Below are 16,035 nucleotides of genomic sequence, written 5' to 3' on the forward strand. Positions count from 1 at the left end.
TCTTTTGGGGCAGGGCGCAGCCGCGAATTCACCTCAGCTAAACTTAAACGATCTAAGGTGCCGCAGTTCTGCGTTCCAACCCGGCGAGACTGGCGTGCTGGCACTTGAGATCCGTGACCTTCACAAGCGTTTCGACCGTCCGGCCGTCGACGGGTTGAACCTCGAAGTGCGCGCCGGCGAGTTCTATGCGCTGCTCGGCCCCAACGGCGCCGGCAAGACGACGACGCTGCGCATGGTGGCGGGTCTGCTGCAGCCCGACCGCGGCGCGGTCTCGATCTTCGGCATCGATGCGCGGCGCGATCCGGTCGCGGCGAAATCGGTTATGGCCTGGGTCTCCGACGAACCCATGATCTACGACAAGCTGACGCCGTTCGAGTATCTGGAATTCGTCGCCGGCCTGTGGGGCGTCAAGGCGGCCGTCGCGGAGAAACGGGCTCGCGACCTCATAGATTCGCTGGGCCTGGGTCCGCACGCCGACACACGTTGCGAGGGCTTTTCGAAAGGCATGCGCCAGAAGGTGGCGCTGGCCGGCGCGCTGGTGCACGATCCGAAGCTGATCATCCTCGACGAGCCGCTGACGGGTCTCGACGCGGGATCCGCCAGGCAGGTTAAGACGGTGCTCACCGAACGCGTGCGGCAGGGCGCGACCATCATCATGACCACGCATATTTTGGAAGTCGCCGAGCGCATGGCGGAACGGATCGGCGTGATCGCCGCCGGCCGGCTGATTGCCGAAGGCACGCTGGAGGAACTGCGGGCGCGGGCCGGCAAGGACCATTCGAGCCTGGAGGAGATCTTTCTCGACCTGGTCGGCACGCCGGAAATCGCCGCATGACGAGGGCCGCCTGGTTTGCCCGGCACGAGTTGCGGCTGGCCTGGCGCGATCTCGTCGCGATGGCGACCGCCGGCAGGCCGCGCCGTGCGCGCATCGTTCTGGCCGTCGTCTGCGCCTTCGCAGCCTTCCTGCACTATGTCGCCTGGAAGGCCGTCGGCCCCTATGCCGACGTGGAGTTTCCGCCGGCCCTGGAGACGCTGCTGGTGGTGACGGGCAGCGCCTTCCTCGCCTGGACGGTGACGATCTCGCAAGCGATGGAATCGGTGACGCGCGCCTTCTATTCGCGCGCCGATCTCGACCTGCTGCTGTCGTCGCCGGCCCCGACCAGAAGCGTGTTCGCGCTGCGCATCGGCGCCGTAGGCGTCACGACGTTCGGCCTGGCGCTGCTGTTGCTCGGCCCGTTCATCAACGTGCTGGCCTATGTCGGCGGGTTGCGCTGGCTGGCGGCCTATGGCGTGCTGCTTGCGATGGCGATGGCGGCGACCGCGCTCGCGGCGGGAATGACGGTGCTGCTGTTCAAGCTGCTCGGCGCGCGCCGCACACGCTTCATCGCGCAGGTGGTGGCGGCGGTGGTTGGCGCCGCCTTCGTCATCGGCGTGCAGACGGCGTCGATCATGGCCTATGGAAACCTGTCGCGGATCGATTTTTTCCATTCGGAATGGGCGATACGGTATGCACCGGCCGCCGACAGCCTGTTCTGGCTGCCGGCGCGCGCCGCGATGGGCGATCTTCCGGCGCTTGCCGTGGTGCTTTTCGCCAGTTTTGCGCTTTTCAGCCTTGCCGTGTCCGTGGCCTCGAAGCATTTCGGCAGCTTTGCCGTGGCCGCCGCCAGCATCGGCATGGGCAGCATCAGGCAGCGGGCGCGAAAGGCGTTCCGCAAATCGTCGGCCGCCTCGGCGCTGCGCCGCAAGGAATGGACGCTGCTGCTGCGCGACCCCTGGCTGGCGTCGCAGACGCTGATGCAGGTGCTCTACCTGATTCCGCCGGCGCTGCTGCTGTGGCGCAACTACGGCACCCAGCACGACGGGCTGGTGATCCTGACGCCGGTGCTGGTGATGGCCTCCGGCCAGCTTGCAGGCGGCCTCGCCTGGCTCGCCATCTCCGGCGAGGACGCGCCCGACCTGGTGTCGACCGCGCCGGTGCGCTGGAGCGCCATCCTGCGCGCCAAATGCGAGGCGGTCATCGGCTCGATCGGCCTGGTGCTGGCGCCGATCGTGCTGGTCATCGCCACGGTGTCGCCCTGGGTCGCACTTGTCACCATCGGGGCGGTCTTCGCGGCAGCCGCGTCGTCGACGACCATACAACTGTTCTTCCGCGCCCAGGCACGGCGCAGCCATTTCCGGCGGCGCCAGATCTCGTCGCGCATCGCCACGCTGGCCGAGGCGTTCTCGTCGATCGGCTGGGCGGCCACCGCTGCCTTCGCCGCGGCAGGCACCCGGGTCGCCTTGGTCGCGGCGGTCGTGCCGGTGGTGGTCTTGGTGCTGGCGGCACTGTTCCGGCCGAGGCAGGCCTTCGGCTGATTCTTGCCAACGGCTGTCTCCTCAAACCGGCTGCGCAAAAATCGAAGTCCGCCGCCGGCCTGATCGGCGGGCGCTCACCTTTTCTAAACCCTGGCGGTTCATCATCCTCCACAGCCACGGCGGGGAGGACCGCATGAAGCCAGCAATCACGCGACGCGACGTCTTCCTCGGTGGCGCCAGCCTCGCGGCGCTCGCCGCCGGTTTTCCGCGTGGCGCCATCGCGCAGGATGCCGTCACTGCCGACCAGTTCATCGCGCTGTCGGCGCGGCTGACCGAAACCGCCGCTTCCAGCCTCGATACGACCATGGCCGGAAAGCTGCTCGAAGGGTTCATCGAGAGTGGACGCGGCCCCGGCCTGACGCTGCTCGCCACCGACACGCAGGTCGATACCGGCACGGTGGCGAACGATGTGGTCGCCGCCTGGTATTCGGGCGTCGTCGATACCGGGAGCGGCCCGGCGGTGGCCGGGTTCACCGAAGCGCTAATGTGGAACGCGCTCGATTTCACAAAACCCTTCGCCTATTGCGGCGGCGAGACGGGCTACTGGGCCGAACCGCCGCAAAGCTGACGAGGTTCCTGTGGCCGATATCGAAGCGGATGTGATCGTCGTCGGTTCGGGCGTTTCCGGCGCGCTGCTGGCGGCGAAGCTTGCAGCGGCGGGCGTCAAGGTGACCGTGCTGGAGGCAGGCTCGCCGGTCGACCGCAACGACGCCGTGCAGCGCTATTGGGACGCGACGATCAAGGTGCCGGAGTGCCCGTATCCCGTCAGCCCCGAGGCCGACCATCCGGTCAGCGACAATCTCGACCATTGGTACCGGCAGGTGGGGCCAGACAAATTCAAGAGCACTTATGTGAAGGTTGTGGGCGGCACCACCTGGCACTGGCTCGGTACGTGCCTGCGTTTCGTGCCGAACGACTTTCGCCTGAACAGCGCTTATGGGCGTGGCGTCGACTGGCCCATCGCCTATGACGAACTCGAAAAATTCTACGGCGAGGCGGAGACGGAGATCGGCGTCTCCGGCGATTCCGCCGAGCCGCTGGGTGCGCCGCGCTCGTCGAACTATCCGATGCCGGCGATTCCGCAGACTTTTCTTGACAAGGCTTTCGCCAAGGCGCTGGCCGGCGCGAAATACGAGGTGCGGTCGACGCCGCAGGGGCGCAACTCGGCGGAGCGCGAAGATCGTCCCGCCTGCTGCGGTAATTCGAGTTGCATCCCCGTCTGCCCGGTGCAGGCGAAATATGACGCGACCGTGCATGTGGCGCGGGCCGAAAAGGCCGGCGCTGCAATCCATGCCGAAACGACGGCGATTTCGATCGAGGTCGGCCCGGACGGGAAGATCGCCGCCATCCGATTCAAACGGCGCGACCGCAGCGAAGGAATCGCGGTCGGAAAAGTGTTTGTGCTGGCGGCGCATGCGATCGAGACGCCGCGCCTGCTGCTCAATTCTGCGAACGAGGCGCGGCCGGGCGGCGTGGCCAACAGTTCCGACCAGGTCGGCCGCAACCTGATGGACCATCCGACGCAATTGAGCTGGGCGCTGGCGCCCGAGCCGCTGTGGCCGTATCGCGGGCCGCTGTCGACCTCCGGCATCGAGAATCTGCGCGACGGCGATTTCCGCAGTGAACGCCCTGCTTTCCGCATCGAGATCGGCAATGACGGCTGGTCGTGGCCGACCGGTGCGCCGACAAGCACGGCGGCGGAGCTCGCAGGGCAGGGGCTGCGCGGCAAGGCCTTGGATTCGGCCCTTCGCGACCAGGCCTCGCGGCACATCAGGATGGCCTCGCTGATCGAACAACTGCCGGAACAGCAGAACCGCGTGACGCTCGACCCCACCGAGAAGGATTTTTACGGCGTGCCGCTGCCGCGCCTCTACTACAGCCTCGATTCCTACGTGAGGGAGGGGCTGTCGGCGGCGCGCGAGGCACATGCCGAGATTTTTGGAAAACTCGGCGCCACGCAGATCCAGCACCGCGACGGCGCGGAAGGCGCCGGCCACATCATCGGCACGGCGCGCATGGGCGACGATGCGAAAAGCTCCGTCGTAGACCGCGACCTGCGCAGCCACGACCACGCCAACCTGTTCATCCTCGGCTCGTCGGTATTCCCGACTTCGGCGACCGCCAACCCGACGCTGACCATCGCCGCGCTCAGCCTGCGCGCAGTGGATGCGGTGAAGGCGGCGCTGGCGGGGTAGCCTTCAACTCTTTCCCAGCAGGCTCAGCGCTTCCCGCAGCGGCGCATCGGAAATGTAGATCACGCCGAGATAAGGCTGGTCCATGTCGACGATGACGAACACCGCGCCGGCGACCGACAGCGCGCACAGGAACAGCGTCGTCATCACCGTCGTGTTGCCCGGCGCCATCAGGCCGAAGGACACGAACAGCAGGGCCAGCCAGAAGACCAGCACGATGACGAAGGCGCCCGGCAGGCCTTCCGTCTCGGATTCCACCAGCAGCCAGTGTGCCTCGGCGATCTCGCCACTGACGGTCAGCGCACGGTTCTGCAGCCAGCGCTGTCCGTCATTGGTCGGAACCAGAGCGCGCAACGCGTCCTGGACGCTCTCCACACCCCTGTCGTCGCCGATGATGTCGATCGGGTCGCTGCTGACGTCGCGGACCGTCCAGCTCTGGCGCAGCCGGGCCTCGAGCAAGTCGTGCATCTGCTGGCGGGCGGCGGTCGTCTCGGGGCCGTAATGGGCCATTACCCGGTCGAGCAGCACGATGCGGCCGGCCGAGGTCTTGAGTTCGCTCCTGGCGTCGTCATAGGCGCCCTTGGCGGAGGCGATCAGTAGGCCGAGCGCCAGCGCAGCCAGCGTGCCGATGATGGCGGTGGACAGCCGGATCGCATCCTTCGAATCGGAACTCAGATGATGCACCGGAAGCCGCCCGCGGAGCCAGATTCCGAAAAGGGCGGCGACAAGCAGGCAGCAGAAGACAATCCCGCCCAGCATAAGTGAAGTCAAAGCGCGGCCCCCGACGATCAGCGGCGACACGCTTATCGCATCGGGCCGCGGAAGGCGATGCCAACGTGGCGGTCAACACAGCGTCTCGCTGCAGCCCCGCCAGGCACTCGACCGGAGCGGCTCGTCGTTCGATGCCGACCGGCCGCCGGGCATTGCCAGGGAGTTCGCCAGCCGCAGGCGTCGATGCTGGGGGTGATCGAGGGCATTGAAGGTTTTTCGGCCGGCGCGTTGCAGGCCTTCGACACCACCCGTCTGGTGATCGGGCGGAAGTTTCATCCGTTGCCGTAACACCAGCGGTCGTTCACTTCAGCCGTCGGATAAGGGGCGATGCGAACGGTCAATATTTAGGGCCCTTGGTAAGGCAATGCAGATATCGAAAGTGCCGCGTATCGCTCCTGCGCCGTCCTGTGACCCCGCTAATGGCCGATCAGGCCGCCAATGGTGCCGCCTACCAGCCCGCCGACGAATGCGGCGCCTCCCGGCGAATCCAGGAAGCCGCCGCCGCTCTCCTTGACGCGACCGAGCTTCTGGTCCCTGCCCGGGTTGCGGCGAGGCTTCTGGCTGGCCACCTTCTGCTTGCGCGGGGCGCTCGCGGCAGCGGCCTTCTGCGCGTCGTAGCGGGCGCGGACCTGGGCCATCAGCGGATCTGTCTGGACGACCAGGAACATGTGCTGCTGCGGCGTCAGATAGGTCGTCTCGATGATGCCGCTCTGGCGCTGCCAGGCACCGATGGCGACGCGCGACCGGGGACCGAGCGAACCGTCGGCGCCGCCGGTTTCATGACCGAGCGCGCTCAGCCTGAGCTGCAGGTCGATGCGCGCCGCCTTGTCGAGATTGAGCGTGGCCTCGGTCGCCGGCGTGCCCGGAAGCTGCTTGACGTCGTCGGGGACGGTCATCGCGGTCCGCACCTGCGAGGCTGACGGAGCGGGCTCGCCGAGCGAGGCGACCTGCGTGCCGCCGCCGGCGCGCAGCTGGTCGATGTTCAGGCTGGCGAGCTGCGCGTAGCTGCCATTCGGATACTTCTGCAGATAGAGTTCGTAATGCGCGATGGTGTTGCGCTTCGAGGCCTCGTCCCAGAGCTTCTGCTCGATGGTCCATTCGGCATCGGAGGGCTTGGCGGGAGCCTGCAACGCGATCGGCGCGTCGGCGCCGAGCGTCAGCGGCACGGACTTCGCCGGTTCGCCGCCGAAGAACACCTCGCGTCCCAGCGAGGAATTGTGCCACGGGCGCTGAGCGCCGCCGGTCGCTTCCGAAACGTCGGCGCGCACGCGCGTCAACGCGCTCTGGATCTCCAGCCCGGGCGTGGTGAGATGCCGGGCGAGCGCGGAGGTGTAAGGGCTGTTGGTCGAGCTGCCGTCATAGGCGACAGCGCCCGGATCGGTCGCATAGGCGATCAGCAGGCCGCCGGAGCCGGTGCTCTGGCCGCTGGCCTGGACGGGCGCCAGACCGGCGCCCATGGAATTGGAGCGGCTGGCCGGCAGCGCCTTGGCCAGCGAGCGCGCCAGGGGATTGTCCCGGCACGCATCAAGGATGATCATGCTGACCGCCGGATCCGGGGGAAGGGTGGTCAGCAACTGGTCGACGGAGATCGTGCGGGTCTGGAGCTGGGCGGCCTTCTCAAGCTGCGCATCGACCGGGATGAGATAATTATGCCCGTCGACCTGAAGCCCGTGGCCGGAATAATAGACCAGCGCGACTTCGGAATCGTAGGCAGCCTCGGTGAACTGGTCGATGATGGCGGCCATGCCGGCCTTGTCGAGATCGACGCCCTCGATGACCGTGAAGCCCGCGCCGCGCAGCGTCGCCGACATCAGCATCGCATCGCGCTTCGGGTTCGGGAGTTCGACCGCGTGCTTGTAGGCCCCGTTGCCGATGATCAGCGCGACTTTCTTTCCGGGAACGGAAGCCGAAGCAACTCCAACGAACAGAAACGCCGCCATGAGTGTTACAAGCAGACCAAGCGCCTTGCGCATTTGCCTTACCCCCAAGAATGCAGGCGCCGGAATTTTTGTTCTTTGCCGGTTGCGGCCCGTAAGATCTGAAAGAAATGTGCATTCCAAATAAGCAGAAACGCGATCATCGATCACGGCATGCCTTGGCCCCGGATGAACTCTATGTCGCCGGCTCGGGTCCGTCAATAAGACAGGTTACTACAAACTACAGCATTCGGCTGTATTGTGAGGCAATTTAGGCCGACAATAATCGGACAATGTGCCGGCCCTTCGCCGTCAGGCTTCTTGTGGCCGCTGCCGGTTGTGACTGCTGTCCGACGGCGACAGTCGGCGGAGTCTCCGGAACCCGGAAGGGCTCAGATCACCAGCGCGTCTTTTCGCCGGGCGCCGCCGGTTCGATGGCGAGCGCGTGGACGCCGGCCTTGAGTTCGGGCGCGAGAAGCGCGTTGACGGCGCGGTGGCGGTCGATCCGGCTCATGCCGGCAAACGCCGCGGACACGATGCGGACGCGAAAATGCGTTTCGCCGGTGCCGTCGAACGTGGCGTGATGCCCTGATTCGACATGGTGGTGGCCGGCGTGCTGGTGGCTTTCGTTGACCACGGAGAGCCGCTCCGGCGCGAACGCCTGGGTCAGTTTGGTCTCGATATCCGACTGGAACGACATTATATCACCTGCCAGAGGCTCGGGCCGCGCGCCGAGGGGCGCCTGTGGCCAAATTTAATCCGCGATTCAGCGGTTAGGGCCATCATCGCCGAAATGTCAATTCTTGTTTCGCATCTGCGAACGTCCCATAACTGAGGCAATGAGCACGTTTTCGAAATATTTCGAGAAGATCCGCGTGCGCCCCGACCCGATGGCCGAGGCGAAGTCGGAGGCGCCGCTGTGCCAGTGGGACGGCTGCAAGGAGCCGGGCACGCACCGCGCGCCGGTGGGGCGTATGCGCGAGGGCGAGTATTTCCGCTTCTGCTTCGACCATGTGCGCGAGTACAACAAGGGCTTCAACTATTTCGCCGGGGCGCCGGCCGCCGAGGTCGCCCGCTTCCAGAAGGAGGCGCTGACCGGCCACCGGCCGACCTGGACCGTCGCGTCCAACGGCAATGCCCGCTTCGCGCCGGATTTTTCGCAGAAGCGCTCGGGGCGCGCGGCCTATCACAAGAACGTCCGCGATCCGTTCAACCTGTTCTCGCAGCAGCGGGCCGAGGCGCCGCGCGCCGAAAGCCGCGCCCGGCCGCTGGAGGCCAAGGCGCTGGAGACGCTGGGGCTGGAGGCCGAGGCGACCGGCAAGGCGATCAAGGCCCGCTACAAGGAACTGGTCAAGCGTCATCATCCGGACGCCAATGGCGGCGACCGTGGCTCCGAGGACCGGTTCCGCGAGGTGATACAGGCCTACCGCATGCTCAAGCAGGCGGGCCGCTGCTGAACGGAATCGGTGAGGACGGGCCGCAGATGGCCGGTCTTCGGCGCTGATGCGCCGAATGTGCTCCGCTGCGGTGCTCATGGAGCACCATCGTCTCCCCATCCCTACGGCTTTGCCGGCGGGAAACATCTTGGGCCAGAGACGACAAGGTTGATCGCCGACCCTTTTTCCAACTTTCATCCGGTTGGAAAAGGCTCTAAGACCGCGCGCGGATAAATAGTATGCCGGCGAAGCGCGGCTTTGCCCGTGGAGAAATGATGAACAAGGTCGACCGCGACATAGCAAACCTGCCGGACACAACCGTCTCGGTGAAGGATAAATTCGGCTTCGAGTCCAAGATGGTCGTGCCGGCCTATTCGTCCGCAAGCGAACATGTTCCGGATCTCGATCCGGACTATCTGTTCGACAAGCAGACGACGCTGGCGATTCTCTCGGGCTTCGCCTTCAACCGCCGCGTCATGGTCTCGGGTTATCACGGCACCGGAAAGTCGACCCATATCGAGCAGGTGGCGGCGCGCCTCAACTGGCCCTGCGTGCGCGTCAACCTCGACAGCCATGTCAGCCGCATCGATCTCGTCGGCAAGGACGCCATCGTGCTGCAGGAAGGCAAGCAGGTCACCGAGTTCCGCGACGGCATACTGCCCTGGGCCTACCAGCACAATGTGGCGCTGTGCTTCGACGAATACGATGCCGGCCGTCCCGACGTTATGTTCGTCATCCAGCGCGTGCTGGAAAGCTCCGGCCGCCTGACGCTGCTCGACCAGAGCCGCGTCATCCGCCCGCATCCCGCCTTCCGCCTGTTCGCCACCGCCAACACGGTCGGCCTCGGCGACACCACCGGCCTCTATCACGGCACCCAGCAGATCAACCAGGCGCAGATGGACCGCTGGTCGATCGTCACCACGCTGAATTACCTGCCGCACGACAACGAGGTGGCGATCGTGCTGGCCAAGGCAAAGCACTACCGCGACGCCAAGGGCAAGGACATCGTCAACAAGATGGTGCGCGTGGCCGACATGACGCGCTCGGCCTTCGTCAATGGCGATCTCTCGACCGTCATGAGCCCGCGCACGGTGATCACCTGGGCCGAGAACGCGGAAATCTTCGCCGACATCGGCTGGGCGTTCCGCCTGACTTTTCTGAACAAATGCGACGAGCTTGAGCGGCCGATCGTGGCGGAGTTCTACCAGCGCAGTTTTGGCCAGGAACTGCCGGAGAGCGCGGCGAACGTGGTGCTGAGCTGAGTGACCCTGGCGGGCGAGATGCGCAACGATGGGCAAAACGGTCGACCGCATGCGCGCCAATCCCCGGGCGGACTGGTCGATGCGGAAGGCGCCTTGTTCGACCCGGCCGCCTACGAAGTCACCGTGCGGCCGCTCAAGGACGCGGAAGGTGGCGGCTGGCTCGCGACCATCCCTGCCTTGCCGGGTTGCACGGGTGACGGTCAGACGGCGATGGACGCCATAGAAGACGTCAGGCTGGCCGCACTGGAATGGGCGGAGGCAGCCGTGAAAGACGGCGATGCCATTCCCGTGCCGTCGTACCGCAATTCGATGGCCGCGGAATAGGCCTCTACGGCATCGGTGGGAGCGAAAAGAGTTCTGATGGCAGGCCCGGGCGACAATTTACGCGGCGAGCGGGGCGAACCCGGTGCTGAGTCGAGCGGGAGCGTTTGGTGATCCGGGCCGGGTGGAGCCTCATCGGTCTGTTGGCCTGCGGGTGCACCACCTATTACCCTGCGGTAAACGGCGACTACCTGCTCAGCACGACCCAGCCGGGCTTCTTCCTGGCGGGCTACGACATCAAGGAGCGCGGGTGGGTGGTGGACATGCTGGCCCGCAACGGGGCGTCCTGCTCGACGCGACCGGGCGAAGGCGTGACCCGCTGCGCCTACGCCTATTGCGTCGACGCGCGGCCGAAAATCCTGGCCTGGACCATCGGACACAGGGTGGCGACGAGGACCGTGCGGCCGCCGAAGCTTGAAGAAATCGCGAGTGTATGCGGGCCGTATCACCTGTATGCTCTGCAGAACGCCTATGCGACCCGTAACGGCGCGACCCTCGTGTCGCTGGATTAGATAAAGAGGTTCTCTTGGCCGGACCCGGAGACAACACACGTTCGAAGCCGAAGACCGGCGCCGACACCGACCTGTTCAAGCGCGCGGTGACGGTGTGCATGCGCGCGGTCTCCGGCGACCGTGAGCTGGAGGTCGGCTTCGCCAAGGACAAGCCGGCGCTGGCGGGAAACCGCGCCCGGCTGCCCGAATTGCCGAAGAAGCCGACCCTGACCGACATCGCGGTCACCCGCGGGCTGGGCGATTCGATGGCGCTGAAGCGCGCCTGCCACGACAGCCGCGTGCATCTGAAGCTGGCGCCGGAGGGCAAGCAGGCGCGCGCCGTGTTCGACGCCGTCGAGCAGGCGCGGGTGGAATCGATCGGTTCGCGCCGCATGACGGGCGTCGCCGACAACATCGGCTTCATGCTTGAGGACAAATACACCAAGGCCAACCTCGCCGACGTGCGCGAGCAGTCTGAAGCGCCGCTGGAAGAAGCGCTCGCCCTGATGGTGCGCGAAAAGCTGACCGGCCGGCCGGTGCCGAAGAGCGGCGAGAAGCTCGTTTCGCTATGGCGCGACTGGGTCGAGGAAAAATCCGGCGGCGCGCTGGAGGACCTCGCCAACAAGCTCGACGACCAGCAGGCTTTTGCGCGGCTGGTGCGCGACATGCTGGCCTCGATGAACATGGCCGAGGAACTTGGCGACGACCAGCAGAGCGACGAAGCCGACAGCGACGACAACGAGCCGCAGGGCGAGGAAAACAGCGAGGACGGTGGCGAGGACGATTCCGCCGGCGACCAGGCGCAGCCCGAGGATACCGAGGCCTCTTCCGAGGACGAGCAGGCCGGCGAGATGGAGGCGACCGACGCGGACGCCGACGATGTCGCCGACGACGACGAGGCGGATGCCGAGACGCCGGGCGAGGCCAAGCGCAAGGACAATCCCTTCACCAACCTGCCGAAGGAGATCGACTACAAGGTTTTTTCCACCGCCTTCGACGAGACGGTGGGCGCCGAGGAACTCTGCGACGAGGAGGAACTCGACCGGCTGCGCGCCTTCCTCGACAAGCAGCTTGCAAACCTTTCGGGCGTCGTCGGGCGGCTCGCCAACCGGCTGCAGCGGCGGCTGATGGCGCAGCAGAACCGTTCCTGGGATTTCGATCTGGAGGAGGGTTACCTCGATCCGGCACGGCTGGTGCGCGTGGTCATCGACCCGATGCAGCCGCTGTCCTTCAAGCAGGAGCGCGACACAAAATTCCGCGATACCGTGGTGACGCTGGTGCTCGACAATTCCGGCTCGATGCGCGGCCGGCCGATCACGGTCGCTGCCACCTGCGCCGACATCCTTGCCCGTACGCTGGAGCGCTGCGGCGTCTCTGTCGAGATTCTGGGCTTCACCACCCGCGCCTGGAAGGGCGGGCAGGCCCGTGAAAAGTGGCTGAAGGACGGCAAGCCGGCCAATCCCGGCCGGCTCAACGACCTGCGCCACATCATCTACAAGAGCGCCGACACGCCGTGGCGCCGCGCTCGCCGCAATCTCGGCCTGATGATGCGCGAAGGTCTGCTCAAGGAAAACATCGACGGCGAGGCACTGCTGTGGGCGCACCAGCGCCTGATCGCCCGGCCGGAGCAGCGCAAGATTTTGATGATGATCTCGGACGGCGCGCCGGTGGATGATTCCACCCTGTCGGTCAACCCGGGCAACTATCTGGAGCGGCACCTGCGCGCCATCATCGAGTTGATCGAGACGCGTTCGCCGGTCGAACTGCTCGCCATCGGCATCGGCCATGACGTGACCCGCTATTACCGCCGCGCCGTCACCATTGTCGACGCCGAGGAACTGGCCGGCGCCATGACCGAGCAACTCGCCTCCCTGTTCGGCGAGGAGACACCCCGCGACATGCGCCGCACCGGCGGTTTCCGGCGGGCGGGATGAGGATGCATCCATGGCGGATGGCGGCGCTTTTGGAACGCACTAGGCCGCGTTCCTTCGCACCCCCCTCTGTCCTGCCGGACATCTCCCCCTCAAGGGGGGAGATTGGCTGCTTCGGCGAAGCTGCCCCTCCTGCAACGTTGGTGATTGGCGAAACCAAAGCGGACGGCCAATCTCCCCCCATGAGGGGGAGATGTCCGGCAGGACAGAGGGGGGTGCGACAGAGCGCGGCGCTGACCGTATGTTTCTTCGCCGCACTATTCTACCTTCTGCCGCTCGCGCCCGCCCAAGCCGACCCCGCGTCCATCGAGACCATGCAGGTCACTGCGCGGCCGATCGAAAGATTCCACATCGGCCGCGATGAAAAGATGTTCGGGCCGCTGGAATTTGTCGGCGGGCTGGAGATGACGGCGTCGGGCAGTGATTTCGGCGCGCTGTCGGCCTTCCGCTTCACCTCGCTGGGGAAGGATTTCGTCGGCGTTGCCGACACCGGCTTCTGGTTCTTCGGCTCCATTGTCCGCGATGCGCAAGGCCGCCCGACCGGCGTCGATAATTTCCGCATGGTGCAGATGGTCGACGAGGCCGGCCAGCCGATCGGCAAGAAGTGGCTGGTCGACGCCGAGGGGCTGGACGTCAAGGACGGCGTCGCCACTGTCGGCTTCGAGCGCAACCACCGCATTTCCCAGTTCCGTATCGACCCGGAAGACATGAAGGCGCCGTTCCGGCAGCTGGATTTCCTCGTGCCGAAGAACGAGTTGCGCCAGAACCGCGGCTTCGAGACGGTGACGCGGGCGCATGCCTTCGGCCAGCACGAGGGCGGGCTGGTGGTGGTCTCGGAAAAGAGCCTCGACAAACAAGGCAACATCTTTGCCGCGATCATCGAGGGACCGAACAAGGGCATCTTCACCGTCAAGCGCAGCGGCGACTTCGACATCACCGACGGCGCCTTCCTGCCCGACGGCGACCTGCTGCTTCTGGAGCGCAGCTACCGCCTCGCCGACGGCGTCAAGATGCGGCTGAGGCGCATCTATGGCGAGAGCGTCGCCAAGGGGCAGGTTGCGGATGGGCCGGTGCTGTTCACCGCCGACATGGCCTACCAGATCGACAATATGGAAGGTCTCGACGTCTGGCAGCGCGCCGACGGCGCCACCATGGTGTCGATCATCTCCGACGACAACCACTCGATCCTGCAGCGCAATCTCTATCTGGAATTCGTGCTGCACGCGGATTGAGGCTGCATGTCCGGTGGCCTCGGCCTACGTTTGCCAGGCGCTTACGCCACCGGCTGGAGAGGTGCGCGGCGGCGCTGCAGCAGCGCCAGTCCGCCGATGACGATCAGCGCCGCGCCAAAAATGGTCGTCAGGCCGGGAATGTCGCCGAAGAACAGGTAGCCGATCGCCGCCGCCCCCAAAAGTTCGACGTAGATCAGCGGCGCCAGCGTCGAGGCGTCGGCCAGCCGGAAGGCGTAGATGGTCAGCATGTGGCTGACGGTCGACAGGACGCCGATCAGGAAGAACAGCGGCAGGTCGGCCAGCGCCGGCGTCTTCCAGAAGACGATCCCTTGCGGCACGAGCAGCGCCGTGCCGATCACGCATTGGAACGCCAGCATCTTGATCACCTCGCTGCCCTGCGCGGCGCGGCGGCTGGCGATCATATAGAAGGCGAAAAAGAAGCCGGAGGCCAGCGCCAGCAGGATGCCGGGCTCGATCGCGCCACCCGGCTGCAGGATGACCATCGAGCCGGCGAAGCCGAGCACGAGGCTGAAGAATTTTCGCGCCGTCATGCGCTCCTTGAGGATCAGCATCGACAGGATGACGGCGACGATCGGCGCGACGAAATAGGCGCTGATGGCGGTCGCCAGCGGAATGCGGGCGATCGCCAGGAAATAGAACGTCATGGCGCCGATGATGAAGATTGTGCGCAGCACATTGGCGCCGATCTGCTCGGTCGGGAAGATCTTTCGCCCATGCATGGCGAGGGCGATGGGCAGGACGATCAGCGAGGCCATCGCATAGCGGGCCGAGCTGATGAACAGCGGCGAATAGGTGGCGGAGAGGTGTTTCGCCAGACCGTCGACCAGCTGCACGGTCAGCACGCCGACGATCATCAGCACGATGCCCTTGGTCGTCTGCGACGGGGCGTGCGTTCCGGTGGTCGATGTGGCCATGCGCTGCGCTTCCGGCGAGGCATCTCGCCCGGAATCGGTCGTTTGCCTCTGCTGCTTTCCAGCATCTTGCGGCTCTTGACGATAGCGCCAAGCCTCGGGGTATCGACCGTCCAAGGCGACGACGCGCGTCGATGAAAAAGCCAGGTTTATAAATGAATGGCGCGAACACAAATTCCGTGCGATGCTTTATATTATGGGCATACGGACAGGAGTTCGAAAATGTCTGGAACTTATCTTGCGAGCGCGATGGCATTTGTTGTTGCGTTGACGGCGGTAGAAAGTGAAGCGTCTGCGGCGGGGTGTGGATTTCGACATAAATTCACCCGCTCCGATGAACAGGGCGCCACCAGTGTGAAGGTATTCGAGGGGGATCTGGTCGCAACTCTAGGTAATATCCGACCGTTGCTGTTCATTACGTCGCTCAAGGTGAATACTGACGGAACGAAGATCTCGTATCACAAGGATGACGTCACCGGACGCCGCTGTGCTTCAGATCCTTCCGCGACACCGTGCGGAATCAACAATATCCGCAACGCCTACCGAAACTCGGCCAGGCCGACATCCGATTTCACGGCAGTTCGGGACGCCGGCTTTCCGGAGATCAAAACCTGGAAAGTGCTCAGTTCCGACATTATCGAGAAGAACGCCGTCACCAAGCAGCCCTGCATAACCTCCGACGGTTATCTCGTCTCGATGACTGCCGACGTGGCGGTTGCGGGCGGCTTCACGAGAGTGGGCGATTGCGACCAATCGAAATGGATCGATGCGCTTTCGATGCCGGCCGTCGTCTTGCCTAAGGCCACCACTTCCACGCCATCGCAGTTCAACGCGCACGGCATCAGGAAGCGCAGCACGGTGGTCGCCTTTTCCAGGAGCGCAACAAATCGGGTCGTCGCTGGGATTGTCGGCGATTTTGGGCCGGCCAATGAAATCGGCGAAGCCAATATTGCCATGAACAGGCAATTGAACGGTCTGCCTGAAAGCGACCTGCCCAAACATCGCCAGGATGCGATAGACCGGTTTCAGGCTGGTCGCACGGCTGTCCTGCTGTTTCCGGGGAACGATATGATACTTGCCCGGCCGATCTCGGGTGCCCGCATTTCAGAAGCGGGCGGGGCGGCATTGGAAAAGTTTGGTGGCGCGCAGAAAGTATATGACTGCATTCGCAGCGAGGTTGACGCAACGTTCTGATC

The 16,035-nt window shown here is 65.1% G+C and carries 15 protein-coding genes; 11 read left to right on the top strand and 4 right to left on the bottom strand.

Translation table 11 applies throughout. The features are described 5' to 3' along the window. The first annotated feature begins 94 nt into the window (after positions 1-94). The 4 genes from ACSBOB_RS07480 to ACSBOB_RS07495 all read left to right on the top strand — a co-directional run bounded on the left by ACSBOB_RS07480 (position 95) and on the right by ACSBOB_RS07495 (position 4,550). A complete protein-coding gene (locus ACSBOB_RS07480; RefSeq protein ID WP_442581810.1) occupies positions 95-835 on the top strand; it encodes an ABC transporter ATP-binding protein in 741 nt (246 codons plus the stop codon). Beyond that, on the top strand, positions 832-2,355 hold the full coding sequence (locus ACSBOB_RS07485; protein ID WP_442581811.1) for a permease: 1,524 nt from the start codon (positions 832-834) through the stop codon (positions 2,353-2,355). The genes ACSBOB_RS07480 and ACSBOB_RS07485 overlap by 4 nt, the downstream gene beginning before the upstream one ends. 133 nt (positions 2,356-2,488) lie before the next feature. Beyond that, a complete protein-coding gene (locus ACSBOB_RS07490; protein ID WP_442581812.1) occupies positions 2,489-2,923 on the top strand; it encodes a sugar dehydrogenase complex small subunit in 435 nt (144 codons plus the stop codon). Between the two features lie 10 nt (positions 2,924-2,933). Beyond that, positions 2,934-4,550, top strand: coding sequence for a GMC family oxidoreductase (locus ACSBOB_RS07495; protein WP_442581813.1), 1,617 nt, complete (start codon positions 2,934-2,936; stop codon positions 4,548-4,550). Positions 4,551-4,553: 3 nt separating this feature from the next. On the opposite strand, the gene ACSBOB_RS07500 is transcribed toward ACSBOB_RS07495, so the two are convergent. The 3 genes from ACSBOB_RS07500 to ACSBOB_RS07510 all read right to left on the bottom strand — a co-directional run bounded on the left by ACSBOB_RS07500 (position 4,554) and on the right by ACSBOB_RS07510 (position 7,934). Further along, complete coding sequence (locus tag ACSBOB_RS07500; RefSeq protein WP_442581814.1) at positions 4,554-5,318, bottom strand: bestrophin-like domain; 765 nt, start codon at positions 5,316-5,318, stop codon at positions 4,554-4,556. Positions 5,319-5,734: 416 nt separating this feature from the next. Further along, a complete protein-coding gene (locus ACSBOB_RS07505; RefSeq protein WP_442581815.1) occupies positions 5,735-7,291 on the bottom strand; it encodes a caspase family protein in 1,557 nt (518 codons plus the stop codon). Between the two features lie 340 nt (positions 7,292-7,631). Then, entirely contained in the window at positions 7,632-7,934 is a 303-nt protein-coding gene (locus tag ACSBOB_RS07510) for a BolA family protein (RefSeq protein ID WP_442581816.1), read from the bottom strand. 139 nt (positions 7,935-8,073) lie between these two features. On the opposite strand from ACSBOB_RS07510, the gene ACSBOB_RS07515 reads away from it, so the two are divergent. From ACSBOB_RS07515 to ACSBOB_RS07540, 6 genes are all read left to right on the top strand, one after another. Next, positions 8,074-8,691 carry a J domain-containing protein gene (locus ACSBOB_RS07515; protein ID WP_442581817.1) on the top strand — a complete coding sequence of 206 codons (618 nt, stop codon included), beginning with the start codon at positions 8,074-8,076 and terminating at the stop codon, positions 8,689-8,691. 254 nt (positions 8,692-8,945) lie between these two features. Beyond that, positions 8,946-9,932, top strand: coding sequence for a cobaltochelatase subunit CobS (gene cobS / locus ACSBOB_RS07520; RefSeq protein WP_442583672.1), 987 nt, complete (start codon positions 8,946-8,948; stop codon positions 9,930-9,932). After that, a complete protein-coding gene (locus ACSBOB_RS07525; protein ID WP_442581818.1) occupies positions 9,933-10,256 on the top strand; it encodes a type II toxin-antitoxin system HicB family antitoxin in 324 nt (107 codons plus the stop codon). 140 nt (positions 10,257-10,396) lie between these two features. Next, a complete protein-coding gene (locus tag ACSBOB_RS07530; protein ID WP_442581819.1) occupies positions 10,397-10,765 on the top strand; it encodes a hypothetical protein in 369 nt (122 codons plus the stop codon). Positions 10,766-10,779: 14 nt separating this feature from the next. Further along, positions 10,780-12,678, top strand: coding sequence for a cobaltochelatase subunit CobT (gene cobT / locus ACSBOB_RS07535; protein ID WP_442581820.1), 1,899 nt, complete (start codon positions 10,780-10,782; stop codon positions 12,676-12,678). A 212-nt stretch (positions 12,679-12,890) separates the two neighbouring features. Next, positions 12,891-13,907 carry an esterase-like activity of phytase family protein gene (locus ACSBOB_RS07540; RefSeq protein WP_442581821.1) on the top strand — a complete coding sequence of 339 codons (1,017 nt, stop codon included), beginning with the start codon at positions 12,891-12,893 and terminating at the stop codon, positions 13,905-13,907. Between the two features lie 41 nt (positions 13,908-13,948). Here the strand turns inward: ACSBOB_RS07540 and ACSBOB_RS07545 are convergent, their stop codons facing one another. Beyond that, positions 13,949-14,842, bottom strand: a complete 894-nt coding sequence (locus ACSBOB_RS07545; RefSeq protein WP_442581822.1) for a DMT family transporter — start codon at positions 14,840-14,842, stop codon at positions 13,949-13,951. Positions 14,843-15,061: 219 nt separating this feature from the next. Between ACSBOB_RS07545 and ACSBOB_RS07550 the strand changes: the two genes are divergently transcribed. Beyond that, positions 15,062-16,033, top strand: coding sequence for a hypothetical protein (locus tag ACSBOB_RS07550; protein ID WP_442581823.1), 972 nt, complete (start codon positions 15,062-15,064; stop codon positions 16,031-16,033). Positions 16,034-16,035 lie beyond the last annotated feature (2 nt).

This window comes from Mesorhizobium sp. KACC 23794, assembly GCF_052180275.1.
Classification (GTDB): Bacteria; Pseudomonadota; Alphaproteobacteria; order Rhizobiales; family Rhizobiaceae; genus Kumtagia.

Bases quoted from the DNA above. Each gene is read 5' to 3' on its own strand.
- ACSBOB_RS07485 (WP_442581811.1), top strand. From the start codon at position 832: ATGACGAGGGCCGCCTGGTTTGCCCGGCACGAGTTGCGGCTGGCCTGG.
- ACSBOB_RS07490 (WP_442581812.1), top strand. From the start codon at position 2,489: ATGAAGCCAGCAATCACGCGACGCGACGTCTTCCTCGGTGGCGCCAGC.
- ACSBOB_RS07505 (WP_442581815.1), bottom strand. From the start codon at position 7,291: ATGCGCAAGGCGCTTGGTCTGCTTGTAACACTCATGGCGGCGTTTCTG.
- ACSBOB_RS07510 (WP_442581816.1), bottom strand. From the start codon at position 7,934: ATGTCGTTCCAGTCGGATATCGAGACCAAACTGACCCAGGCGTTCGCG.
- ACSBOB_RS07515 (WP_442581817.1), top strand. From the start codon at position 8,074: ATGAGCACGTTTTCGAAATATTTCGAGAAGATCCGCGTGCGCCCCGAC.
- cobS (WP_442583672.1), top strand. From the start codon at position 8,946: ATGAACAAGGTCGACCGCGACATAGCAAACCTGCCGGACACAACCGTC.
- ACSBOB_RS07545 (WP_442581822.1), bottom strand. From the start codon at position 14,842: ATGGCCACATCGACCACCGGAACGCACGCCCCGTCGCAGACGACCAAG.
- ACSBOB_RS07550 (WP_442581823.1), top strand. From the start codon at position 15,062: ATGTCTGGAACTTATCTTGCGAGCGCGATGGCATTTGTTGTTGCGTTG.